The organism is Novilysobacter viscosus (assembly GCF_046600715.1).
GTDB classification, from domain to species: domain Bacteria; phylum Pseudomonadota; class Gammaproteobacteria; order Xanthomonadales; family Xanthomonadaceae; genus Lysobacter_C; species Lysobacter_C viscosus.
This window is the reverse complement of sequence record NZ_JBJMAV010000010.1, coordinates 65,306-89,640: the sequence shown is the minus strand read 5'-3', so window position 1 is coordinate 89,640 and position 24,335 is coordinate 65,306. Positions and strand designations below refer to the sequence as shown.

General features: G+C 68.5%; 15 protein-coding genes and 2 riboswitches. Of the genes, 1 reads left to right on the top strand and 14 read right to left on the bottom strand.

Annotation, left to right across the window (positions count from 1 at the left end):
• Positions 1-290 precede the first annotated feature (290 nt).
• From ACJQWL_RS12930 to gcvP, 4 genes are all read right to left on the bottom strand, one after another.
• Positions 291-479, bottom strand: a complete 189-nt coding sequence (locus ACJQWL_RS12930; protein ID WP_330968515.1) for a hypothetical protein — start codon at positions 477-479, stop codon at positions 291-293.
• A 185-nt stretch (positions 480-664) separates the two neighbouring features.
• Entirely contained in the window at positions 665-967 is a 303-nt protein-coding gene (locus ACJQWL_RS12925; RefSeq protein WP_330968514.1) for a hypothetical protein, read from the bottom strand.
• 239 nt (positions 968-1,206) lie between these two features.
• Positions 1,207-3,303 (bottom strand): catalase, encoded by a 2,097-nt coding sequence (locus tag ACJQWL_RS12920; RefSeq protein WP_330968543.1) that lies wholly within the window; start codon positions 3,301-3,303, stop codon positions 1,207-1,209.
• 835 nt (positions 3,304-4,138) lie between these two features.
• On the bottom strand, positions 4,139-7,063 hold the full coding sequence (gcvP, locus tag ACJQWL_RS12915) for an aminomethyl-transferring glycine dehydrogenase (RefSeq protein WP_330968513.1): 2,925 nt from the start codon (positions 7,061-7,063) through the stop codon (positions 4,139-4,141).
• Positions 7,064-7,159: 96 nt separating this feature from the next.
• A riboswitch (glycine riboswitch) is annotated at positions 7,160-7,290 on the bottom strand.
• Positions 7,291-7,307: 17 nt separating this feature from the next.
• A riboswitch (glycine riboswitch) is annotated at positions 7,308-7,396 on the bottom strand.
• A 348-nt stretch (positions 7,397-7,744) separates the two neighbouring features.
• Here gcvP and ACJQWL_RS12910 point away from each other — a divergent pair.
• The gene (locus ACJQWL_RS12910; protein WP_330968512.1) at positions 7,745-9,001 is read left to right on the top strand and encodes a multidrug effflux MFS transporter; all 1,257 of its coding nucleotides are present in this window, start codon (positions 7,745-7,747) and stop codon (positions 8,999-9,001) included.
• 427 nt (positions 9,002-9,428) lie between these two features.
• Here ACJQWL_RS12910 and ACJQWL_RS12905 read toward each other — a convergent pair whose 3' ends face one another.
• The 10 genes from ACJQWL_RS12905 to ACJQWL_RS12860 form a co-directional block, all read right to left on the bottom strand.
• Positions 9,429-10,529: an aromatic ring-hydroxylating oxygenase subunit alpha gene (locus ACJQWL_RS12905; protein ID WP_330968511.1), complete on the bottom strand. Its 1,101-nt coding sequence runs from the start codon at positions 10,527-10,529 to the stop codon at positions 9,429-9,431.
• A gap of 295 nt (positions 10,530-10,824) precedes the next feature.
• Positions 10,825-11,496 carry a sensor histidine kinase gene (locus ACJQWL_RS12900; RefSeq protein ID WP_330968510.1) on the bottom strand — a complete coding sequence of 224 codons (672 nt, stop codon included), beginning with the start codon at positions 11,494-11,496 and terminating at the stop codon, positions 10,825-10,827.
• A complete protein-coding gene (locus ACJQWL_RS12895; RefSeq protein WP_330968509.1) occupies positions 11,493-13,268 on the bottom strand; it encodes a response regulator in 1,776 nt (591 codons plus the stop codon). The genes ACJQWL_RS12900 and ACJQWL_RS12895 overlap by 4 nt, the downstream gene beginning before the upstream one ends.
• Complete coding sequence (locus tag ACJQWL_RS12890) at positions 13,253-18,754, bottom strand: HAMP domain-containing protein (protein ID WP_411300941.1); 5,502 nt, start codon at positions 18,752-18,754, stop codon at positions 13,253-13,255. Before ACJQWL_RS12890 ends, ACJQWL_RS12895 begins: the two co-directional genes overlap by 16 nt.
• A 201-nt stretch (positions 18,755-18,955) precedes the next feature.
• Positions 18,956-21,046 carry a M2 family metallopeptidase gene (locus tag ACJQWL_RS12885; protein WP_330968507.1) on the bottom strand — a complete coding sequence of 697 codons (2,091 nt, stop codon included), beginning with the start codon at positions 21,044-21,046 and terminating at the stop codon, positions 18,956-18,958.
• A 108-nt stretch (positions 21,047-21,154) separates the two neighbouring features.
• Entirely contained in the window at positions 21,155-21,634 is a 480-nt protein-coding gene (locus tag ACJQWL_RS12880) for a hypothetical protein (RefSeq protein WP_330968506.1), read from the bottom strand.
• Between the two features lie 98 nt (positions 21,635-21,732).
• Positions 21,733-22,008: a cell division topological specificity factor MinE gene (gene minE, locus ACJQWL_RS12875; protein WP_330968505.1), complete on the bottom strand. Its 276-nt coding sequence runs from the start codon at positions 22,006-22,008 to the stop codon at positions 21,733-21,735.
• 3 nt (positions 22,009-22,011) lie between these two features.
• On the bottom strand, positions 22,012-22,821 hold the full coding sequence (minD, locus tag ACJQWL_RS12870; protein ID WP_330968504.1) for a septum site-determining protein MinD: 810 nt from the start codon (positions 22,819-22,821) through the stop codon (positions 22,012-22,014).
• Positions 22,822-22,846: 25 nt separating this feature from the next.
• Positions 22,847-23,617, bottom strand: coding sequence for a septum site-determining protein MinC (gene minC / locus ACJQWL_RS12865; RefSeq protein ID WP_330968503.1), 771 nt, complete (start codon positions 23,615-23,617; stop codon positions 22,847-22,849).
• Positions 23,614-24,216 (bottom strand): GNAT family N-acetyltransferase, encoded by a 603-nt coding sequence (locus tag ACJQWL_RS12860; RefSeq protein ID WP_330968502.1) that lies wholly within the window; start codon positions 24,214-24,216, stop codon positions 23,614-23,616. The genes minC and ACJQWL_RS12860 overlap by 4 nt, the downstream gene beginning before the upstream one ends.
• Between the last annotated feature and the right edge of the window lie 119 nt (positions 24,217-24,335).

Here is a 24,335-nt window from a genome sequence, read left to right as displayed (position 1 = left end):
TTGAGGTGCCGCGTCTCCCGTCGCCGTTAGGCGTGGCGCATCGATACCGGTCGCCTGTGTCCGCTGGGCGGTATGCGGCATGGGCTCGCGTGTAGGAGCGACGTAAGTCGCGATCTCTGGCCCGTGGGGTGTGGGGTTTTGATCGCGGCTGAAGCCGCTCCTACAGGGGGCACGAGTTCCCTGGGAAATGGTCGCGACTTACGTCGCTCCTACAGGGGTGGATGCCGCCAGGTGCCGGGACGCGGACATGAAAAAAGGCCCCGCGGTGCGGGGCCTTTTCGTATGGGGGGTCAGGGGGCGGTGCGGGGCGGTTGGGCCGGCGGGGTGTCGTCGTCGCACCAGTCGCCGTTGGCGGCCTTGGCATCGGTCCAGGCCTGGCGCGAGCGCAGGCGGCGGGCGGCCCAGTCGCGGGCAAGGTCGCGCTTGGGCGGGGCGTCGAAGGCCTGGGGGACGACGGCGAGTTCGGGGGTCTGGGGCATGGCGGCGTCCTCGGATACTGCGTGGTCGGAAAACTCTGCGACCCGCGACGCAACGGCGGCGTGAAGGCCTCGTTACGGTTCTGCGGCGCGCCCGGGGTCGACGGCCCGGCGCAGGGGGGGGCGGACATGGAAAGGCCCCGCACTCGGCGGGGCCCTTCCGGTACTACGGTGCGATCAGGTGGTGATCAGCGGCCGTCGTTGTCGGCGTCGCCGGGCATGGCGCGCTCGATGTGGTGCCAGCCGTCGCGGACTGCTTCCTTGGCCTCGTTCCAGGCCAGGCGCGAGTTGGCCTTGGTCTTCTCCCAGCCGCGCTCCAGGTCGGACTCGACTTCGTTGAACTTGCGGCCTTCGTTCTGCTGGTACTGCTCGTAGCTGTACTTGTAGGCGGGCTCGTAGTCGTCCCAGGTCCGGCTGGTGTTGTAGTAGCTGGCCTGCTGGTAGTTGTTCTGGAAATGGTTGCGGTACTGCTGCTCGGGAATGCGTGCCATGGGCGTGCTTCCTTGTGTGTGGGGGAGTGTCAAACCTATTGAACCAAGCGCTATGCATGCGTGAAAAAAACTATCGTGGGCCGCTTCTGTTTCGTGAAATGTTCAGTCCGGTTGAGGCTGCGTTGAATTCAGGAGCACATCGCTGTCCACGATGCGGTTCGCCGGCGCACGAGTGCCGTTTCCAACAGCAACGCGGGCACGCGGCATCCGGCCGGTCGCCCGGCCGGATGGGGCCGCCGTCAGGCCAGGTTGCGCACCTTGGGCTCGCGTGCCCACTGCCGCGTGCTGGCCGCCTTGATGTAGGCCTGGGTGTCGCCGGCGTCGACGATGCCCGCGTCCTTGCCCACGTTGCCGGCCTTGAGCAGCGGCGCGGCGCCGGCGTCGTGTGCGATCGCCTTGAGGTGCGCCCAGGCGAAGGCCACGAAATCCACCGCGGCCGAGTCCTTGGCCAGCTTCTTGCCGGCCGCTTCGCTGAGCAGCACCGCCACCGCGTCGAACACCACCGACGGCGTGCCCTGAAGCTGGCCGTCGGCGGGCTGCTTCTTGCCGTCCGACAGCACTGCGCCACCCAGCTTGGGTGCGACGATCTTGACCGTGGCGCCGGCCGACTGCGCGGCCTTGACGAGGGCCTTGAGCGCGGCGGCATCGCTGCCTTCGTCGATCAGGATGCCCACCGCGCGGCCCTTCAGGGTCTCGCGCATGCGGCCGATGATCCGCACCTCCGGCGCGGCCGGCATGTCGATCGGCGCCATCGCCGCCTTCTGCGCGGGGGGCAGGGCATCCAGGCCCAGGCCGTCGGCCACGCGTTGGGCGAGCGACTGGTCGATGTTGATCAGGTGCCCGACCATGCGTTCACGCACCTTGGGGGTTTCCACCTTCGACAGTTCGAACACCAGTGCCGAGGCGACGTGCGCCTGCTCGGGCGCTTCCAGGCTGCGGAAGAACATGCGCGCCTGGCTGTAGTGGTCGGCGAAGCTCTCCGGCCGGACGCGGCCCTTGACGCCGTCGTCGGGCTGCTCGGCAAAGCTGCGGTAGCCGGCCTTCATGTCCGCGCGCGGGCTGTCGTCCTGCAGCGAGCTGGGCTCGTAGTTGACCCGGCCCTTGTGCACCTGCATCTGCATGTGCCCGTCGCGCTGGTGGTTGGCGAACGGGCACTTGGGCTGGTTGATCGGGATCTGGTGGAAGTTGGGCCCGCCCAGGCGGATCAGCTGCGTGTCCAGATAGGAGAACAGCCGGCCCTGCAGCAGCGGATCGTTCGAGAAGTCGATGCCCGGCACGACGTTGGCCGGGCAGTAGGCGACCTGCTCGGTCTCGGCAAAGAAGTTGTCGGGCCACCGGTCCAGCACCATCCGGCCGACCATCTGCAGTGGCACCAGCGACTCGGGGATGATCTTGGTGGGGTCCAGGTGGTCGAACGGGAAGGCGTCGGCCTCTTCTTCCGTGAACAGCTGCACGCCCAGTTCCCATTCCGGGAAGTTGCCGGCCTGGATGGATTCGAACAGGTCGCGGCGGTGGAAATCGTTGTCGGCCGCCTGCAGCTTCATCGCCTCGTCCCACAGGGTGGACTGGACGCCGAGCTTGGGCCGCCAGTGGAACTTCACGAAGGTGCTCTTGCCCTCTTCGTTGACCAGCCGGAAGCTGTGGATGCCGAACCCTTCGATGAAACGCAGCGAGCGCGGGATGGCGCGGTCGCTCATCGCCCACATGATCTTGTGCATCGATTCCGGGGTCAGCGAGATAAAGTCCCAGAACGTGTCGTGCGCGGCGGAGGCCTGCGGGTAGCCGCGGTCGGGCTCCATCTTCACCGCATGGACGATGTCGGGGAACTTCATCGCGTCCTGGATGAAGAACACCGGGATGTTGTTGCCGACCAGGTCCCAGTTGCCTTCCTTGGTATAGAACTTGACCGCGAAGCCGCGTACGTCACGCGGCGTGTCGACCGAGCCCGAGCCACCGGCCACGGTGGAGATCCGGGTGAACACCGGCGTGCGTTCGCCGACCTCGGTGAGGATGCGTGCGCGGGTGTACTTCTTCAGCGACTTGGTCAGCTCGAAGAAGCCGTGGGCCGCACTGCCGCGGGCGTGCACGATCCGCTCGGGGATGCGCTCGTGGTCGAAGTGGGTGATCTTCTCGCGGAGGATGAAGTCCTCCAGCAGCGTCGGCCCGCGCGGTGTGGAGGTGAGCGAGTTCTGGTTGTCGGCGATCACCACGCCCATGTTGGTGGTCAGCTGCGGACGCTCGCCCCCGGCCTGCTGGTGCAGCTCGCCCCCTTCGCCGCGCGGCGCATCGGCGTCCGGGTCCGCCCCGGCGCGCCGTCCCACCGATCCGGGCTTCATGTCCTTGGCCGGCTTGGCACCCCGGGGAGGCTGCTTGCCTGGCGGGGTGGCGGTCGGCGTCTTGGCTCTGGCCATGGGGTGCTCCGGTTGGTGGGGGAACCGGCATGCTCGGCCGGCGGCCGTTAACAGGCTGTCGTGGCGGCCGACGGGCTGGCCATGCGCGTGTCGAGCCGCCTGGCACCGGGCGTTGGAGTGCTGTGGTGTATCACCAGTGCAACATCGCCCGACACCCCTCGACGGTGACCGAACCGCCTGCACCGAACGGCCCGACGTGGCCATTTAGGACATGTAGGAGCGGCTTCAGCCGCGATCCCGGTCACCGTGGTAGCGCAGGACTCCTGTAGGAGCGACGTAAGTCGCGACCGGGATCCGGTGTGCAACGCAGGCAACCAGCACCTTGTGCGTCCCCGGTCGCGTGAGGTGGTTTGCCCGCCTCCTCTGTCGCAGCGGTTTCAGGCGCGACCGACGTGCTTCGGCTGCCGGGGTGCCTGTGCCGCTTGCCGGAATTCCTTCGCGACTTACGTCGCTCCTACAAGGGGTGATGGGATGTACAAAGGTGGGTCGGATGCGTGATCGCGGCTGAAGCCGCTCCTGCAGGGGTAATCCGCAATTCCTGCAGGGGCGAAGCCGCAGTGGAGTGAAAGAGCGAAGGCGGGCGATGGCACGGGTCGCGACCTACGTCGCTGCTACAGGGCTCCGCCCGCTCGCTCTTGGAACCGGGGAGGCGGTCGCGGATCGACTACGCGCTCGCGGACACACGAAAAAGCCCCGCGGGTGCGGGGCTTTGCGGGGGCGCGGTTCGAGCAGGGCGCGACTTTGAATGCGCCCGCCCGGGTCAGGACACCATCGGTTCGCTGAAGGCTTCGATCTCGCCTTCGAAGGCGTTGATCGGTACGCAGCTGCAGAACACGTTCTTGTCGCCGTAGACGTTGTCGACGCGGGCGACGGGCGGCCAGTACTTCTGCTGGCGCAGGACCGCCAACGGGAATGCGGCCAGCTCGCGCGGGTAGGCGTGGGTCCACTCTTCGGCGGCCACCTGGGTGGCGGTGTGCGGGGCGTTCTTGAGCGGGTTGTCCTCGCGGTCCAGGCGTCCGTCCTCGATGGCGCGGATCTCGTCGCGGATCTGGATCATCGCGTCGATGAAGCGGTCCAGTTCGTGCAGGCTCTCGGACTCGGTCGGCTCCACCATCAGCGTGCCGGCGACCGGGAAGCTGAGCGTGGGGGCGTGGAAGCCGAAGTCGATCAGGCGCTTGGCGACGTCCTCGGCGCTGATGCCGGTGGCGTCCTTGATCGGGCGCAAGTCCAGGATGCACTCGTGCGCGACCAGGCCGTTGCGACCGGTGTAGAGCGTCTGGTAATGCGGTGCCAGGCGCGTGGCCACGTAGTTGGCGTTCAGCAGCGCGACCTGGGTGGCGCGGCGCAGGCCGTGGCTGCCCATCAGGGTGATGTACATCCAGCTGATCGGCAGGATGCTGGCGCTGCCGAAGCTGGCGGCCGAGACCATCGCGCCGTTGCCGACGCCGTCGGTGCGCAGGCCGCTGTCGTCCAGGGCCTTGGGCAGGTAGGGCGCCAGGTGGGCCTTGACCGCGCACGGGCCGACGCCCGGGCCACCGCCGCCGTGCGGGATGCAGAAGGTCTTGTGCAGGTTGAGGTGGCTGACGTCCGAGCCCCACTTGCCGGGCTTGGCCACGCCGACCAGTGCGTTCATGTTGGCGCCGTCGGTGTAGACCTGGCCGCCGTGGGCGTGGACCGCTTCGCAGATCTCGACGATGTCCTCCTCGAACACGCCGTGCGTGGACGGGTAGGTGATCATCAGCGCGGCCAGCCGATCGGAATACTTGGCGGCCTTGTCGCGGATGTCGGCCAGGTCGACGTTGCCGTCCTTGTCGCACTTGGTCACCACCACGTGCATGCCGCACAGCTGCGCGGAAGCCGGGTTGGTGCCATGGGCGGACTCGGGGATCAGGCAGATGTCGCGCTGGGGCTGGCCGTTGGCGCGGTGGTAGGCGCGGATCGCCAGCAGGCCGGCGTACTCGCCCTGCGCGCCGGAGTTGGGCTGCAGGCTGACGGCGTCGTAGCCGGTGCACTCCACCAGCATCGCTTCCAGTTCGTCGATCAGCTGCCTGTAGCCCTGCGCCTGGTCGGCCGGGGCCAGCGGGTGGATGTTGGCGAACTCCGGCCACGTCACCGGGATCATCTCGGCGGTGGCGTTGAGCTTCATGGTGCAGCTGCCCAGCGGGATCATGGTGCGATCCATCGCCAGGTCCTTGTCGGCCAGGCTGCGCATGTAGCGCAGGATCTCGTGTTCGCTGTGGTGGGTGTTGAACACCGGGTGGGTCATGAACTTCGAGTCGCGCAGCAGGCCCGATGGCAGTGCGTCGCGCGTGCGGGCGTCGACCTCGTCGATGCCGACGATTTCCACCCCGAACAGGCCGGCCAGCGCGATGACGTCCTCGCGGGTGGTGGTCTCGTCCAGCGCGATGCACACACTGGATGCATCGATGGCGCGCAGGTTGATGCGCACGGCCTGCGCGCGCTGGTGCAGCTCGGCGGCGTCGATGCCGGTGACGTGCAGGGTGTCGAAGAACCGCTCGCCCACCTCGACACCGGCGTCGCGCAGCGCGCCGGCCAGGATGGAGGCCAGGCGGTGGGTGCGACGGGCGATGCGGACCAGCCCCTCGGGGCCGTGGTAGACGGCGTACATCGAGGCCATGACCGCCAGCAGCACCTGCGCGGTGCAGATGTTGGAGGTCGCCTTTTCGCGGCGGATGTGCTGCTCGCGGGTCTGCAGGGTAAGGCGGTAGGCCGGCTTGCCCTCCACATCGACCGACACGCCGATCAGCCGGCCGGGCATGGAGCGCTTGAACGCGTCGCGGCAGGCCATGAACGCGGCATGCGGACCGCCGAAGCCGTACGGCACGCCAAAGCGCTGGGTGTTGCCGACCACGATGTCCGCGCCCCATTCGCCCGGCGGAGTCAGCAGGGTGAGCGCGAGCAGGTCCACGGCCACGCACACCAGGCCGTTGCGGGCGTGCACGGCGTCGCCCAGCGCCTGGTGTGACTGCTTGCCGTCGCCGATGCGGCCGTAGGTGTCGGGGTACTGCAGCAGCACGCCGAAGCTGTCGATCTCGAGCAGCTTGGCGTCATCGCCGACCACCAGCTCGATGCCCAGCGGCTCGGCGCGGGTGCGCACCACTTCCAGCGTCTGCGGGTGCACGCCGCTGGAGACGAAGAACACATTCGACTTGGACTTCGACGAGCGCCGGGCCAGCGTCATCGCCTCGGCGGCGGCGGTGCCTTCGTCCAGCAGCGAGGCGTTGGCGATCTCCATGCCGGTCAGGTCGGCGCACATGGTCTGGAAGTTGATCAGCGCCTCCATGCGGCCCTGCGAGATCTCCGCCTGGTACGGGGTGTAGGCGGTGTACCAGGCCGGATTCTCGAGGATGTTGCGCAGGATGACGTGGGGCGTGTGGGTGCCCGCGTAGCCCTGCCCGATGAAGCTGCGGAACACCTGGTTGCGCCCGGCGATTGCGCGGATCTTGGCGATCGCCTCGACCTCGCTGATCGGCTCGGGCAGGGCCAGCGGCGCGGGCGACTTGATGTTGCGCGGGACGATCGCGTCGGTCATCGCGTCAAGCGAGTCGCGGCCGATGGTCTTGAGCATGTGTGCGATCTCGGCCTCGTTGGGGCCGATGTGGCGCTCCAGGAACGCGTCGTGGTGCTCGAGGTCGCGCAGGGACGGGGTGGCGGGCTGGCTCATGGCGAAGGTCCGGTGGCCGCGGGGCGGCAGTGGAGGGGGCCGGCGTGCCGGCCGCAGGGCCGTCCGCCGTCGCCCGTCCGCCGTGCCGCGCGGACGAGCTGCCCCTCTGTCCTTCTGCCTGAGAGTTTGGAAGCGCGGGGGCGGGGGAGGGGGCCCGCGTCGCTTCTTGCCCCTTCGGCGCCGGCGCCGGCCCCTAGGGGCTGGCCGGTCTCTCCAGAGTGTCGGGCGTGGTGTGGGCCACGCCCAGCACGGGGCGGTATTGCGCCTGAGCGATTCCGGGCGATTGCGCCTTCGGCAGCAGGGGCTGGCCCCCGCTTCTCCCACCGCGTGCTGTGGGCGGGATTATACGCGGAGGGCGGGGGTGGAGGCGGGCGCCCGTGTCCTTGTCGGAGCGGCTTCAACCGCGATGCCTTCCCGTGTAGGAGCGACGTAAGTCGCGATCGCGCGTGTCCGGAAGGTTGGCGGTCGCGACTTACGTCGCTCCTACAAAGGGACCCGGGGGAGCGGCGGGGGCGCTATCGCGGCTGAAGCCGCTCCTACGGGGCAGGCCGGCTGTTGCTGGGTGGGACGGCGAATCGCCTGCGCGGGCACCACCGGGCGGGGCGCCAGCCCGTATCCTTGCCGCATGTCCCTCGTCCCCCATTCATGCCGTTGCGGTCGCGAGGTCCCCGGAGCGGACACTTGACCGCGCCCTCGACACGCCGCCTGGCGTTGCTGCTGGGCGGCCTGGCGATGTTCGGGCCGTTCTCGATCGACACGATCTTTCCGGCCTTCCCGCAGATAGGCGCGCAACTGGGCGCCGACAAGCTGGCGATGCAGCAGACGATCAGCGTCTACCTGATCGGTTATGCGCTGATGAGCATCGTCCATGGCCCGCTGTCGGACACGATCGGCCGGCGCAAGGTGATCCTGGGCGGGCTGGCGGTGTTCACCCTGGCGTCGGTGGGCTGCGCACTGGCCGGCGACCTGACCACGCTGCTGGCCTTCCGCGCGCTGCAGGGGCTGAGCGCGGGGGTGGGGCTGATCGTGGGGCGCGCGGTCATCCGCGACGTGCTGCACGGCGACGACGCACAGCGCCTGATGAGCCAGGTGTCGATGATCTTCGGCATCGCGCCGGCGATCGCGCCGATCATCGGTGGCTGGATCCTCGGCTGGAGCCGGTGGCCGGCGATCTTCTGGTTCCTGGTGCTGTTCTCGGCCTCGCTGCTGGTGGCCACCTACTTCCTGCTGCCCGAGACGCACCCGCCCGTGGCGCGCCTGAAGCTGGCGCCCAAGCGGCTGCTGCGCGATTACGCGGCGATCTTCGTCAACCGGCGTTTCCAGCGGCTGGCGGCCGCCGGGGCATTCAACTTCGCCGCGCTGTTCCTGTACATCGCCTCGGCGCCCGCATTCGTGCTGGACCTGCTGCGCCGCGACGGCCAGCGGCTGGGCGAGGGCGACTTCGCGTGGTTCTTCGTGCCCACCATCGGCGGGATGATGCTCGGTGCCTTCATGTCCGGCCGGGCCGCCGGGCGCATGACCGGCGCGCGCCTGGTGGGCATCGGATTCGCCTGCTGCGGCGTGGCCGCGGTGGGCAACCTTGGCTACAACCTCGCGTTCCCGGTCCCCGAGGTGCCGTGGGCGGTGCTGCCCATGACCCTCAACGCGTTCGGCATCGCACTGGTGTTCCCGATCCTGACCCTGGCGATCCTGGACATGTATCCGCGGCAGCGCGGCTCGGCCTCGTCGTTGCAGGCATTCACCGGACTGGTGCTGCACTCGCTGGTGGCCGGGGTGGTGTCGCCCTGGCTGAGCCACGACGCCATGTACCTGGCCATGGCCGCGGCCTTGGCCACGCTGCTGGGGTGGGTGTTCTGGCGCTGGGAGCTAGGCAAGGGCCACGAGGTACCCGAGTGCCCTGACGAGCCGGCGGCGCTTGAACCCACCGAGCGCCTGTAGCCGCATGCGTCCCCTGTAGGAGCGGCTTCAGCCGCGAAGCGCCTGCAGGACGACGCGAGTCGCCATGCTCTGTAGGAGCGACGTGAGTCGCGAAGCCTGCAGAAGCGACGCCTGTCGCCATGCTCCTGTAGGAGCGACGCGAGTCGCGAAGCGCCTGCAGACGCGACGCGGGTCGCGACCGTGCTGTTTCGGACCGGCAAGTCATTCGATCCTGTCCGACGCCCGACGCCCGACGCCCGACGCCCGAGGCCCGATGTCAGACGTCCGAGGCCCCGATGCCCGGGAGGGTGCGAGGGGATTGGAGCATGTGATCGCGACTCACGTCGCTCCTACAAAAGGGGCGCTCAATCGCCCGGCGGGGCGTCGTGGAGGGTTGGGGGGCGTGATCGCGACTTGCGTCGCACCTACAGGGGATGTTCGAGGCGTGTCAGGGTGACGCGGGCGGTTCGTCGTTGCCGCGGTAGGCGGCGCGCAGGAGTTCGTGGAAGTGGTGGACGGCGTTTTCGCGGAGCGGGTTGAGGCGGCCCGGACGGTAGGAGCCCGAGGCCAGGCCGCGCTGCACGTCCTCGCAGATCGTCAGGTCCTCGACCTGCACCTCGTCGCTGAAGGCCAGGTCCGCGTCACGGCGGGACCGGGCTTCGCCGGATTCGTCCAGCGTGTAGTAGAAGTCGAACTCGACGCGGCAGCGATCCACGCCGCGCGGGACCACCCGGTTGGTCTGCAACCGGCCGGGCAGGATATTGAGCATCGTGTTGGGCCACAGCCAGTAGTACAGCGCGTCGCCGTCGCCATACAGGTTGTCCCCGCTCTCCAGCGGGCTGTACTGGTAGGAGTACCAGCGCGCCGTTTCGGTCACGTAGCTGCGGTAGTCGAGCAGCTTGTTGAGGCCGGGGTGGATGTGGGGGACGTGGTAGCCCTCCAGGTAGTTGTCGACGTAGACCTTCCAGTTGCACGCCACGTCGTAGCCCACCCGCTGGTGGTGGCCGTAGCGCTCCAGCCCGCGGTCGCTGCCGAGGCGCGCATCGATGCCTTCGACGAACGCGTCGAAGTCGATCGCATTGCCGCCATCCGATGCGGCGAACACCAGTCCCTGCCACACCCGCACCGCCAGTTGCGGCAGGCGGATGCCGGCGGGGTCGAAGTCCTGCGCGTCACCCATTTCCGGCGCCGAGCGCAGTACGCCGTCCAGGCCGTAGGTCCAGCCGTGGTAGCGGCAGCGCAGGGACCTGGCCGCCAGCCCGTCGCAGCTGGCGATGGGCCCGGCGCGATGGCGGCAGACGTTGTGCATCACGCGGATGGTCCCGTCGGCGCCGCGCACTGCGATCACCGGCAGGCCGGCGAAGTCGGCGACCACATGGTCGCCCGCGTCACGCAACTGGCAGGCGTGGGCAATCAGTTGCCAGCCGCGGTCGAACAGGTGCTGGCGTTCGAACGTGGCGATGGCCGGATCGACGTAGTAGCGGGCGGGCAGGGCGGTGGCGTGCGAGAGCGGCTGTGGCTGCAGGTCGGTGGGGGCGATGGTGTCCATGCACGCAGTATGCGACCGGGCGCTGCGGTCCGGAACCGGAGTGGCTTGTGGGAGGGCAGATCTGCACACCGCAGGAGCGACGCAAGTCGCGATGCGCAACCCGGCGTGGGCGGTGGATCGCGACGGCACGTCGCTGCCAAGGCAGGGGCGACTTCCCGGCATGCCAGAAACCGCACGGCGACCGCGAATCCCCGGAGGGCCTGGGATCGCGACTTGCGTCGCTCCTACTTCGCAGTCGGAGGCGCCGGAGGTGGCGGGTGATCACAGCCGTCGCCGGTGCTGCACGGCGACACGGTCAGGCGGCCGCGGTGGGCCCGGCAGGAAGCTGCAGGTCGAGTTCGATCACGTCGTCCCCGCGGGCACGGGCGGTGAGCTCGCCGCCGTGGGCGAGGGCGATCGCGTGGGCGATCATCATCTGCAGGCCCAGGCCGTCGTCGCCGGGCTCCGGATGCGGGTCCCCAAGCAGGCCCGCCGCCATCGCCGCGGCGTCGCCGCGGCACGCCAGCTCGCGAACCAGTTGCATCCGGCCACCGTCCAGGCAGCGGATGGTGGCGCGTGGCGTGGCCGCGTCGGCAGGTGACATCTGGAACCCGAGCACGGCGCGCATCAGCTGCCCCAACCGCACTACGTCGCCGTGCAGAGTGATGCCGCTGGCACCGGGTTCGAACGTGATTTCAGGCGGCATCTCGCGCAGGCGCGGGCCGATGTCGTCCAGCAGCAGTTCCAGGTCCACCGACTCGCGGCGCACCAGCAGCCGGCCCTTGTCGGCCCGGACGAAGTCGCTGACCTCTTCGATCATCCGGCCCAGGCGCCGGGTCTGGCGATCGATCACGTCCAGCAGCTCGGCGCGGTCGGCGGGGGGCGTGCGCTCGTCGCGGAGCAGGAACACCGCGGTCTGCACGGGTGACAGCGGCCCGCGCAGGTCATGTGCGAGCCGTTCGAGCCAGCTCTTGCGGGTGGGACTCATGCGTCGGAAGCCTTGCCTGCGGGGCGTGCAGCGCCCTCGCAGATGCGTTTGATGGCGTCGAAATGGGGCGGCTTGACCAGGTGGTCGTCGAAGCCGGCCTCCTGGGTGCGGCGGCGATCCTCGGGCTGGCCCCAGCCGGTGACGGCCACGATCTCCAGGTTCGTGCCGCCCGGCCTGCCACGCAGGGTGGAGGCGATGTCATAGCCGCTTCGGCCGGGCATGCCCACGTCCAGGAACAGCAGGTCCGGTGCAAACCGGTCGACCTCGGTCTCCACCGCGTGCGGGTCGTAGATCTGGACCACGTCGTGGCCCAGCAGCCGCACCATCATCGCCAACGTATCGGCGGCATCGCGGTTGTCGTCGACGATCAGCACGCGGCGCGGCGCGGACTCCCCCGAAGGCGTGGCGCGCGAGTCCGCCGGCCCCGCAGTGCCCTGCACCGGCGTGTCGGTGGTCCCGGGCATGCGCGGCAGGTGCACGTGGAAGGTGCTGCCCCGGCCGAGCCCCTCGCTGTGCACCTCCACGCGCCCGGCGTGCATCTGCGCAAGCTTCTGTACCAGTGTCAGGCCGACGCCCAGGCCGCCCCGCGAGCGCTCGACCGTGGTGTCGACCTGGCGGAAGACCTCGAACACGGCATCCAGCTGCTCGGGCGCCAGCCCCACGCCGGTGTCGGAGACGCTGACGCGGATTTCGTCGTCCTGCAGGGCGGCGTGCAGTTCGATGCGGCTGCCCGGGTCGGAATACTTTGCGGCGTTGTTGAGCAGGTTGGCAAACACCTGCGAAAGCCTGGCATGGTCGGCGCGAAGGACGATGGACTCCTCCGGCAGGTGCATCTCGAACGCGTGTTCACCGGCTTCGATCAAGGGGCGCGCGATCTCCACCGCGGCGGCCAGCACGTCTTCCAGCGTGGTATCGCTCTCGCGCAGGGTCAGCTTGCCCTGGGTGATGCGGGCGATGTCGAGCAGGTCGTCGATCAGCCGGATCAGCAGGGCGACCTGGCGCTCCATGGTGTCCTGCAAGGGGTCTTCCGCGTCGCCCATCGACAGGCGGCGCACCGACAGTGCGTTCTGCAGCGGCGCCAGCGGATTTCGAAGCTCGTGGGCGAGGGTGGCCAGGAACTCGTCCTTGCGCTGGTCGGCATCGCGCAGCAGCTGCTCGGCGCGCACCCGCTCGGCGACTTCGCGCTGCAGCTCCTCGTTGCGCGTTGCCAGCGCACTGTTGGCTTCGCGCAGGGATTCGTTGAGGGCTTCGAGCTCGCGCGCCTTCTCCAGTTGCAGCGCCTGGTTGTCGGCGGCGAGTGATTCGTTGAGCACCTGCAGCTCGCGACGCTTTCGGTGCAGCTCTGCAAGCACCTCGACCTTGCTGCGCAGGATCTCCGGGATCACCGGCACCATCACGTAGTCGACCGCGCCCAGCTTGTAGCCGTGCAGGCGGTCCATGTCGGAGACATTCACCGCGGTGACGAAGATGATTGGCGTCTTCTCGAACCGCGGGTGCTGGTGGATCAGGCTGGCGGTCTCGAAGCCGTCCATGCCGGGCATGTTGACGTCCAGCAGGATGACGGCGAAATCCTCGTCCATCAGCCGCTTGAGCGCCTCCATGCCCGAACTGGCCTCCACCAGCGTCTCGCCCAGTGGCTCCAGGATGGCGCGGTATGTCAGCAGCCTGCCCGGCTGGTCATCGACCAGCAGGATCTTCACCGGCTCGCCGGCGATGGCCTGCGCAAGGCCCGTGGCGGGCCCGGCGCCGGCTTGTGTCAGCGGTGCAGCCACTGCCTCAGCACTCCCAGCAACTGGTCGGTAACGACGGGCTTGGCAAGGTAGTCCGATGCACCCGCCTCAAGGCATTTCTCGCGGTCGCCCTTCATCGCCTTGGCGGTGAGGGCAACGATGGGCAGGGTACGCAGTTCGGGCTTCTCGCGGATGGAGCGCATCGTGGCGTAACCGTCCATGCCCGGCATCATGATGTCCATCAGCACCAGCGAGATCTCCGGGTCGGTAGTGACCTTCTCGACCGCCTCCTGCCCGGTGCCGGCGGTCACCACGTCCATGCCGTGGCGTTCCAGAACGCTGGACAGCGCGAAGATGTTGCGCACGTCGTCGTCCACCACCAGCACGCGCTTGCCCTGCAGCACTTCGTCGGACTCGTGCAGGCGCTCGACCATGCGCTGCTTGGCCGGCGGCAGGTCGGCGATCACCCGGTGCAGGAACAGCGCGGTCTCGTCCAGCAGGCGTTCGGGCGACTCCACGCCCTTGATCACCACGCTCTTGGCCGCCTTCTTGAGCCGGGCGTCCTCGTCGGCGGTGAGGTCCTTGCCGGTGAACACCACGATCGGCAGGTCGCTCACGTTCGCGTGCGCCTGGATCAGGTCGATCAGCTCGAAACCACTCATGTCCGGCAGGTGCAGGTCGAGCACCGCGCAGTCGTAATGCGTGGCGTCCAGCGCGGCCAGCGCGTCCTTGCCCGAGCCGACCGTGTCGATGGCGACGTCGTCGTGGTGCAGCAGGGCCTGGATGCTCATGCGCTCGGCCGCGTCGTCCTCGACCACCAGCAGGCGCTTCACCCGCGGCGAGGTGTAGTCCTTGATGCGCTGCAACGCCGCGTCGATGTTCTCGGGGCTGGAGGGCTTGGCCAGGTAGGCGAAGGCGCCGCGCTCGATGCTGTGGTGGCGCTCTTCCTCCACGGTGATGATCTGCACCGGGATGTGGCGGGTGGACGAGTCCTGCTTGAGCCGCGCCAGCACAGTCCAGCCGAGCATGTCGGGCAGGATGATGTCCAGCAGGATCGCGGTGGGCCGGTAGTCGCGGACCAGTCGCAGTGCCTCCACGCCGCTGTTGGCGACCAACGCGCGGAAGCCCTTGGTGCGGACCAGGTCGCGCAGCACCGAGGCATAGCGCGGGTCGTCCTCGACCACCAGCAACACGGGCTCGTCGGGCTGCACCAGGTTACGGTCGTCGGACACGCTTTCCAGTTGCGAGATCGGGGTGTCGGTCGGCGCGGGTTGCTGCAGCGGACGCGCCTGCGCGGCACGCACGGTGTGGGCGCGGTCGGCGCCGGCGTAGTTCAGCGGCAGGTACAGGATGAAGGTGCTGCCCTGTCCGAGCTCGCTGCGCAGGGTGAGCTCGCCACCCAGCAGGCCGGCGATCTCGCGGCTGATCGCCAGGCCCAGGCCGGTGCCGCCGAACTTGCGCGAGGTGCCGGCATCGGCCTGCTGGAACGCCTCGAACACGATCCTCTGCTTGTCAGCGGAAATACCGATGCCGGTGTCGGACACCTCGATGGCGACCACGGTGGCGGCGTTGTCGAGCACGTCGTGGCCCCGGCTCCAGCCGCCGACGGCCTTGTAGGCGCGCATCCGCACGCTGCCGTCCTCGGTGAACTTGAACGCGTTCGAGAGCAGGTTCTTGAGGATCTGCTGCAGCCGCTTGGGGTCGGTGGTGAGCGATGGGCCCAGGTCCGGGGCGAACTCGACCGAGAACTCCAGCTCGCGGCGCTCCGCCTCGTGGCGGAAGCCGCGCACCATGTTCTCGCGCAGGTGGCTGAAGCGCAGTTCCTCGCTGTCGACGGTGACCGTGCCCGACTCGATCTTGGACAGGTCGAGGATGTCGCTGATCAGGTGCAGCAGGTCGGTGCCGGCGGCATGGATGGTCTTGGCGAACTCCACCTGGCGCGCGCTGAGGTTGGTTTCCGGGTTCTCGGCCAGCTGCTGGCCCAGGATCAGGATCGAGTTGAGCGGCGTGCGCAGCTCGTGCGACATGTTGGCCAGGAACTCGGACTTGTAGCGCGAGGTCAGGGCGAGCTCGGCGGCCTTTTCCTCCAGCGCGCGGCGGGCATGCTCGATCTGCAGGTTCTTCTGTTCGACCTCGGCCTTCTGCTCGGCCAGCATCTGCGCCTTGAGCGCGATTTCCTCGTTGGTCTGCTGCAGTTCCTTCTGTTGCGACTGCAGCTCACCGGCCAGCTGCTGCGACTGCTGCAGCAGGCGCTCGGTGCGCATGGTGGATTCGATGGTGTTGAGCACGATGCCGATGGAGCCCGACAACTGCTCAAGGAAGGCCCGCTGGGACGCGCTGAATTCCGACAGCGTGGCCAGCTCCAGCACCGCCTTGACCTGGTCCTCGAACAGCACCGGCAACACGATCACGCTGCGCGGCACCGCGCTGAGCAGGCCCGATTCGATCTGCACCGCACCGTGCGGCACGTCGTTCATCAGGATCAGCTCGCCCTCGGCCGCGCACTGGCCGATCAGGCCCTCGCCGAACTGCAGGGTGCGCGAAGTGTCGCGGGTGTCGGCGTCGGCGTAACCGGCCAGCTTGCGCAACTGGGCCGGGTTGTTGGCATCGTCGGCCTCGACCACGTACATCACGCCCTGCTGGGCGTTCATCAGCGGCGCCAGTTCCGACAGCAGCATGCGGCCCAGCGTGATCAGGTCGCGCTGGCCCTGCATCATGTCGCTGAACTTGGCCAGGTTGGTCTTCAGCCAGTCCTGTTCGCTGCTGGACTCGGTGGTTGCGCGCAGCGTGCCGATCATCAGGTTCATGTTGTCCTTCAGGTCGGACAACTCGCCGCGCACGTCCACGGTGATCGATCGGGTCAGGTCGCCCTGGGTCACCGCGGTGGCGACCTCGGCGATGGCGCGCACCTGGGTGGTGAGGTTGGCCGCCAGCTGGTTGACGTTGGCGGTCAGGTCCTTCCAGATGCCGGCGGTGCCGGGGACCTTGGCCTGGCCGCCGAGCTTGCCTTCCACGCCCACCTCGCGCGCGACCGAGGTCACCTGGTCGGCGAAGATGGCCAGGGTGGAGGTCATGCCGTTGATGGTGTCGGCCAGCGCGGCGATCTCGCCCTTGGCCTCCACGGTCAGCTTCTGGTGCAGGTCGCCGGTAGCCACCGCGGTCACCACCTTGGCAATGCCGCGTACCTGGGTGGTGAGGTTGGACGCCATCGAGTTGACGTTGTCGGTCAAGTCCTTCCAGGTGCCGGCCACGCCGGGCACGGTGGCCTGGCCGCCGAGCTTGCCTTCGGTACCCACTTCGCGGGCCACGCGGGTGACCTCGGCGGCGAAGCCGTTGAGCTGGTCCACCATCGTGTTGAGGGTGTCCTTCAGCTGCAGGATCTCGCCCTGCGCGTCCACCCCGATCTTGCGCGACAGGTCGCCCTTGGCCACCGCGGTGGCGACCTCGGCGATGTTGCGCACCTGGCTGGTGAGGTTGGACGCCATCGAGTTGACGTTGTCGGTGAGGTCCTTCCAGGTGCCGGCCACGCCGGGCACGCGCGCCTGGCCGCCCAGCTTGCCTTCGGTGCCGACCTCGCGCGCCACGCGGGTGACCTCGGCGGCGAAGCCGTTGAGCTGGTCGACCATCGTGTTGATGGTGTCCTTGAGCTCGAGCATCTCGCCCTTGACGTCCACCGCGATCTTGCGCGACAGGTCGCCCTTGGCCACCGCGGTGGTGACCTCGGCGATGTTGCGCACCTGGCTGGTGAGGTTGGACGCCATCGCGTTGACGTTGTCGGTCAGGTCGGCCCACGTGCCGGCCACGCCCGGCACGGCCGCCTGGCCGCCCAGCTTGCCCTCGGTGCCGACCTCGCGGGCCACGCGGGTGACCTCGGCGGCGAAGCTGTTGAGCTGGTCCACCATCGTGTTGATGGTGTCCTTGAGCTGCAGGATCTCGCCCTGCGCGGTCACGCCGATCTTGCGCGAGAGGTCGCCCTTGGCCACCGCGGTGGTGACCTCGGCGATGTTGCGCACCTGGCTGGTGAGGTTGGACGCCATGGCGTTGACCGAGTCGGTCAGGTCGGCCCAGGTGCCGTCCACGCCGGGCACGGTGGCCTGGCCGCCGAGCTTGCCCTCGGTGCCGACTTCGCGGGCCACGCGGGTGACCTCGGCGGCGAAGCTGTTGAGCTGGTCCACCATCGTGTTGAGGGTGTTCTTCAGCTCCAGCATCTCGCCGCGCACGTCCACGGTGATCTTGCGCGACAGGTCGCCCTTGGCCACCGCGGTGGTGACTTCCGCGATGTTGCGGACCTGGCTGGTCAGGTTGGACGCCATCGAGTTGACGTGGTCGGTCAGGTCCTTCCACGTGCCTGCGACGTCCGGCACCTGCGCCTGGCCGCCCAGCTTGCCTTCGGTACCGACCTCGCGGGCCACGCGCGTCACTTCCGCGGCGAAGCCGTTGAGCTGGTCGACCATCGTGTTGATGGTGTCCTTGAGCTGCAGGATCTCGCCCTGCGCATCCACCGCGATCTTGCGCGACAGGTCGCCCTTGGCCACCGCGGTGGTGACCTCGGCGATGTTGCGCACCTGGCTGGTGAGGTTGGACGCCATCGCGTTGACCGAGTCGGTCAGGTCCTTCCAGGTGCCGGCCACGCCGGGCACCACGGCCTGGCCACCCAGCTTGCCGTCGGTACCGACCTCGCGGGCCACGCGCGTCACTTCCGATGCGAAGCTGCGCAGCTGGTCGACCATGGTGTTGATGGCCTCCTTCTGCTGGGCCATCTCGCCGCGCACGTCGGCGGTGATCTTGCGCGACAGGTCGCCGTTTGCCACCGCGATGGTGACTTCGGAGATGTTGCGGACCTGGGCGGTGAGGTTGGACGCCATCTGGTTCACCGAGTCGGTGAGCTCCTTCCACACGCCCGATACGCCCTTCACCTTGGCCTGGCCACCCAGGCGGCCGGCGGTGCCGACCTCCAGCGCCACGCGCGTGACCTCGGAGCTGAACTCGCCCATCTGGTCGATCATGCGGTTGACGATGGTGGCCGAGCGCAGGAACTCGCCCTGCAGCGGACGGCCGTCGGCCTCCAGCGGCACCGGGCGGGTGAGGTCGCCCTTGGATACGCCGGCCAGTGCCTCGGTAATGGTTTCAACGGGCCGCACCAGGTCGTCGATCAACCCGTTGACCGAGTGCTCCATCTCGCCCCAGCAGGCCTCGCGGTTGGACAGCGCGATGCGTTGGCGGGTCTGGCCTTCGACGCCGACCTTTTGGCCGACGCGGTTGAGTTCGTGGGCCAGGCGCCGGTTGGCCAGCACGATCTCGTTGAAGGTTTCCGCCAGCCGGGCATCGATGCCGTCCCAGTGGATGGGCAACTGGACGGTGAAATCGCCCTGGCGCACGGCCTGCATCGCCTGCAGGATCATCAGCTTCGGGTCGTCGGAACCGGTGCCGCTCGATGCTGCGGACGGGGACTTGGTGCGTGCGTCGGCAGAGCCCGCGCTGCCCGACCCCCCCGTAGGCTTGCGCGCGCGTTGTTTCACTTCACTCACCACCGACTCCCCCTGACGCGTGCGAACGGGTGCATTGAACGGCGGGACATTACGTGCCCTGCCGTGAGGGCTGCGTTCACGAAAGCATCACGTTTCCGCGCTCTATCCGCGGGTGTGCGCGACGCCGGGAACGCACCCCGGACAGTCAAAAGGCCGGCAGTCGCCTGCCGGCCCGTGTGGCAATGGTACGTCGACGAACCGTCAGCCCTGCGCGGGCGCCTTCGGCTCGGGCTTGGCTTCGGGCTTGGCTTCGGTTTTGGGTTCGGTCTTGGGTTGGGGTTTGGGCCCAGGCGTGCTCTGGGGCTTGGCCTGGGGCTTGGACGCGGCCGCTGCCGTCGCGGTGCCGGCGTCCCAGCCGCAGGCCTTGCCCTCGTTCTGCTCCTTCAGCCACGCCTGCAGCGGGGCGAAGTACTCGAGCACCGCGCCTGCGTCCATGCCTTCACCACCGGTCAGTTCCTTCAGGCTGGACTGCCAGGGCTGGCTGGCACCCTTGGCGAGCATCGCCTGCAGCTTCTGGCCGGCGGCCTTGTTGCCGTAGAAACTGCACTCGTGCAGCGGGCCGGTGTAGCCGGCGGCGTCGCACAGCGACTTGTAGAACTGGAACTGCAGCACGTGGGCCAGGAAGTAGCGGGTGTACGGCGTGTTGCCCGGCACGTGGTACTTGGCGCCCGGGTCGAAGAACTCCTCGCCACGGGCGTCGGCCGGTGCCACGCCCTGGTACTGCGCCTTCAGGTCCCACCAGGCCTTGTTGTACTGGCCCGGTTCGATGGTTCCGTCGAACACGCCCCAGCGCCAGCGGTCGATCATCAGACCGAACGGCAGGAACGCGACCTTGGCCAGCGCCATGCGCATCTGCGCGTTGACCAGCGCCTCCTCGCTCTGCTGCTGCTCGCCGACCAGGTCGATCGACTGCAGGTACTCGGGCGTCATCGCCAGCACGACGGTATCGCCGATGGCCTCGTGGAAGCCGTCGTGCGCGCCGGTCTGGAACACCGGCGGCAGCTTGTTGTAGGCCAGGTAGTAATACACGTGGCCGAGCTCGTGGTAGATGGTGGTGAAATCTTCCTCGTTGGGCTTGATGCACATCTTGGTGCGCACGTCGCCCTTCATGTCCATGTCCCAGGCGCTGGCGTGGCAGACCACGTCGCGGTCGCGCGGCTTGATGAACTGGGTCTTCTGCCAGTAGCTGTCGGGCAACTCGGGCATGCCCAGCGACACGTAGAAGTCCTCGGCGCGCTCGGTCATCTGGCGCGCGGTGGCCAGCATGGCTTCCTGCTCGATCTGGGCCAGCGTGGAGGCGTCGCGTTCACCCCCCTGCCGGGTCAGGGCGGCGGCGAAGTTCTGCTGGAACTGCGCTTCCAGCGCGCCGTTGATGTCCAGGCTGCCGGCGTTCTCGTACGGCGCCAGGATGTCCCAGAGGTTGCCCCAGTCCTGCTGCCACATGTTGCCCATCAGGTGCGCCGGCAGCATCCCGCCCTCGACCTGGCCACGCTCGGCGCCATATTCGGCCTCCAGCCGCGTGCGGGCATAGCAGTGCAGCTGCTCGTACAGCGGCTTGACCTGGCCCCACAGGCGATCGGTCTCGGCCGCCATCTCCACCGGGCTCATGTCGTAGCCCGACCGCCACATCTCGCCGGCATCGGCATAGCCCATTTCCCCGGCGCCTTCGTTGACCAGCTCCACGAAGCGCGTGTAGTCCTGGCGCATCGGCTGGGCGATGGTGTGCCAGCCCCGCCAGGCATCGAGCTGCGCGTCATAGTCGCGGTTGCTGCGCAGCACGTCCTCCAGCTGCCCCAACTGCCGGCAGCTGCGCGTGTCGCCTTCGCCGGTGCAGTACTGGCCGGCACCGTACATGCCTTCCATCTTGGCCACGATGCGGGTCAGCTCGCCCAGCTTCTCGGGATCCTTCGGGGCGGGCATCGCCGTGGCCAGCTTGAGCAGCTGGATGGTGCGGGCCGTCTCGGGGGTCATGTCCTGGCCCTCGAACCGCCGCGCCTGCTCGACCCACTGGTTGAGCTTGGACAGGTACCGCTCGTTGGCCTTGGCGGCCAGGAACTGGGTGTCGTCGGTGATGTAGGTCGAGGACAGCCACTGCGGCTTGGTGATCTCCGGCTGCATCCGCATGATTTCGTCATTCACGCGGGCGGCGAACTGGTCGGCGGTCTCGCCTTCGGGCGCGGTGGCCTGCGGTGCGGTGCCCGTGGCGTCGGGCGCCTCGTCGCGCTTGCAGGCTGACAGGGTCAGGACGGCGGCCGTGATGCTGAGCGCGAGCAACGCGCGGACGGGTTTCATGGGTGGGTCTCTCCGGGGGTGCGACTCGCGCTGGATGCGCCGAACCCCGAAGGCTAGTGGGCGCTCAGGGGCGGTGCAAGTGGAGTGGCGGTGGCGCGGCGGCCGGGCTCAGCCGGTCCCGCGGGCGCTCTCGCGCCCGCCCGGAAGCAGGCCACGGGCTTGCAGCCACGCCCTTGCGTCTTCCGCGTCGCGCTCGAACCAGGCGCGGGTCGAGCCCAGGCGGAACGTGTAACCCCAGGCGTCCATGTCGGCCATCACCCGGTCGCGGCCCACGCCGGGCAGGGCGTCGGCCCACAGCACCTGCAGGTAGCAGGCCGCGTCCTCCTCGAGCTGGCAGTCGGTCGCGTCGGTGTGCACGCGGGCGCGCCTGGCGGTGGGCATCACCGCAAGATGGCAGGCCTCGTGCAGCAGGGAGTGCACGGGCGTGTCGCCGCGGGCGAAGACGTCGCTGCCGATCAGGCCCGCCTCGCATTCGCCCCAGTAGCTGCCGGGGATCGGCTCGCCGTCGGCCACCGCCACCAGCCGCAGGCCGTGGCCGGCCAGCAGTCGGGCGGGGGCATCGAAGCCGATGTCGGCAAGGGTGAGCATGTGCAGGAAGAACGTAGGAGCGGCTTCAGCCGCGATCGAAAGTCGGCGCGGGCCGACGGATTCCTGATCGCGGCTGGAGGCCGCTCCTGCAGCGAACGTCAGCCGTTGGCGACGGCGCGGGCGTCGTCCTTGTCGGGAAGCGCCACCGAGATGTCCAGCACCTTGTTGTCGCCTTCGCCGAGCAGATCGACCTTGACCGCCTCGGCATCGACATTGACGTACTTGCGGATCACTTCCAGCAGTTCGCGCTGCAGCATCGGCAGGTAGTCCGGCCCACCGCGGCTGGCGCGTTCATGGGCGACGATGATCCGCAGCCGGTCCTTGGCGACGGAGGCGGTCTGCTTCTTGGTCAGCAGGAAATCGAACAGGCCCATGGCTTAACCCCCGAACATCTTGCTGAAGAAGCCTTTCTTTTCGGCTTGCGTGAAGCGCATCGGCCGGGTGTCACCCAGCAGGCGCGCCACCGCATCGTCGTAGGCCTGCGCGGCATCGGACTCGGTGTCCAGGATGACCGGCTCGCCCTTGTTGGAGGCGTTGAGCACGTCGCCCGACTCCGGGATCACCCCGACGCTCTTGAGGCCGAGGATCTCCTCCACGTCGCCGATGCTCAGCATCTCGCCGGTCTCCACGCGCTTGGGGCTGTAGCGCGTCAGCAGCAGGTGCTCCTTGACGCGCTCGCCGTTCTCGGCGCGGCGGGTCTTGGACGAAAGCAGGCCCAGGATGCGGTCGGAATCGCGCACCGAAGACACTTCCGGGTTAACCACCACCACTGCCTGGTCGGCGAAATACATCGCCAGGTAGGCACCCTTCTCGATGCCGGCGGGGGAATCGCAGACGATGTAGTCGAAGCCGTCCGCGGCGAGATCGTCGAGCACCTTCTGCACGCCTTCCTTGGTCAGCGCGTCCTTGTCGCGGGTCTGCGACGCGGCCAGCACGTGCAGGTTGTCGAAACGCTTGTCCTTGATCAATGACTGCTTGAGCGTGGACTCGCCGTTGACGACATTGACGAAGTCGTACACCACGCGGCGCTCGCAGCCCATGATCAGGTCCAGGTTGCGCAGGCCGACGTCGAAGTCGATGACGGCGACCTTGTGGCCGCGGCGGGCAAGCCCGCAGGCCAGGCTGGCGCTGGTCGTGGTCTTGCCGACGCCGCCTTTGCCCGAGGTGACTACGATGATTTCGGCCAAGTTCGATTCCTCCAGTGGTGCGGCGTCAATCCAGCGCCGCGATGTTGAGTTGCCCGTCTTCGAGCCAGGCCTGCACGGCCTTGCCGCGCAGGTCCTTCGGGATGTCTTCGAGCACCTTGTAGTGCCCGGCGATGGCCACGAGTTCGGCATGGAACTCGCGGCAGAAGATGCGGGCCTTCTCGTTGCCCTGCGCACCGGCCAGCGCACGTCCGCGCAGCGGGCCGTAGATGTGCACCGAGCCGTCGGCGATGACCTCCGCGCCGGCGCCGACCGAGGTCAGCACGGTGAGGTCGCGGTTATCGGCATAGACCTGCTGGCCGGAGCGCACGGGATTGGACTGGATCAGGCCAGGCGAGGCGGCAGCGGCGGGCGCTGCCGGGCCGGGGCGCGACGCGGCTTCGGCGGCGGGTGCAGGCGGTGCCGCGGGCGGGGCCGTCGGCGCATCGCCGTCGGCGCGTTCGTACTGGGCGCGGAACTTGGACAGCAGCGGCAGGTCGAGCTGCTCGGCCAGGCGTTCGGTTTCACTGGTGCCGTAGGCCAGCGCCACCGGCAGCACGCCGGCACCGCGCAGTCCGTCGATCAATGCGCGGGCGGTGGTGAGGTCGGGGGTCTGCGCCAGTCCGCCAAAATCCAGGACCACCGCGGCGCGTGAGAACAGCTTGGGGGCACGCTGCACGCGGCCCTGCATCTCCTCGACCAGGCGCGCCACATCCAGTGTGCGAACCCGGAGGTTGGCGATGCCGACCTGGCCGATCTTGAGTTCGCCCGCCTGCTCGTAGTCCACCGCCGTGCTCATGCGGTTCCCGTCGGGCGATGCCGGGCGGTGAGGGGCGCCTGGCGCGGCCGCATGATCCATGGCGCATCGGGCAGCTCATCGCCGTAGGTTTCGCGCACCCACGGGTAGCTGCAGAGCGTCTTCATCAGCATCGCCGCACGGATGCCGGTGCCCGGCATCACGTGCTGGCCCACCTCGCGGAAGCCGAAGCTGCCATGGAACAGCAGCACCGGGTCGTTGGCCCCTTCCAGGAACACCTCGCAGGCCATCTGCGGGTAACGCAGCTCCGAATAGCTCTGGGCATCGGCATACAGCGCCCGCCCGACACCACCCCCGCGGCGCCGGCTGGCGACCACGATGCGGTCGATATAGAAGAAGTCCGGATAACGCTCCAGGAACCAGCGGAAGTTGCTGCTGTCGTGCTGGGCGGTGGAGGCCATCCCGATCAGGAAGCCGGCAAGGGTGCCGTCACGTTCGGCGACGCGGAAGCATTCGGCATGGTCGAAGAAGTGCCGCAGTCTTGCCGCATCCAACGGCAGGATGGTGGGTCCGGCGGCATTGTTGAGTGCAAGGACGGAATCCAGCTCGTGCTCACGCACGTCGCGGACGACGATCGACATTCCGGTGCTCCAGGGTTCTGTGACGCGCTGCTGCGATGTGGCCGGCGGAACGGGCAACCCGGCGATTATCGCATGGCACATCGACCCCGGCGACCGGGTCCGACACCCTGCTGCCGGGC

Coding starts and splice junctions, on each gene's coding strand:
- ACJQWL_RS12930 (WP_330968515.1), bottom strand. CDS start 479: ATGCCCCAGACCCCCGAACTCGCCGTCGTCCCCCAGGCCTTCGACGCC.
- gcvP (WP_330968513.1), bottom strand. CDS start 7,063: ATGAGCCAGCCCGCCACCCCGTCCCTGCGCGACCTCGAGCACCACGAC.
- ACJQWL_RS12925 (WP_330968514.1), bottom strand. CDS start 967: ATGGCACGCATTCCCGAGCAGCAGTACCGCAACCATTTCCAGAACAAC.
- ACJQWL_RS12880 (WP_330968506.1), bottom strand. CDS start 21,634: ATGCTCACCCTTGCCGACATCGGCTTCGATGCCCCCGCCCGACTGCTG.
- ACJQWL_RS12885 (WP_330968507.1), bottom strand. CDS start 21,046: ATGAAACCCGTCCGCGCGTTGCTCGCGCTCAGCATCACGGCCGCCGTC.
- ACJQWL_RS12900 (WP_330968510.1), bottom strand. CDS start 11,496: ATGAGTCCCACCCGCAAGAGCTGGCTCGAACGGCTCGCACATGACCTG.
- ACJQWL_RS12920 (WP_330968543.1), bottom strand. CDS start 3,303: ATGAAGCCCGGATCGGTGGGACGGCGCGCCGGGGCGGACCCGGACGCC.
- minE (WP_330968505.1), bottom strand. CDS start 22,008: ATGGGCCTGTTCGATTTCCTGCTGACCAAGAAGCAGACCGCCTCCGTC.
- ACJQWL_RS12860 (WP_330968502.1), bottom strand. CDS start 24,216: ATGTCGATCGTCGTCCGCGACGTGCGTGAGCACGAGCTGGATTCCGTC.
- ACJQWL_RS12905 (WP_330968511.1), bottom strand. CDS start 10,529: ATGGACACCATCGCCCCCACCGACCTGCAGCCACAGCCGCTCTCGCAC.
- minC (WP_330968503.1), bottom strand. CDS start 23,617: ATGAGCACGGCGGTGGACTACGAGCAGGCGGGCGAACTCAAGATCGGC.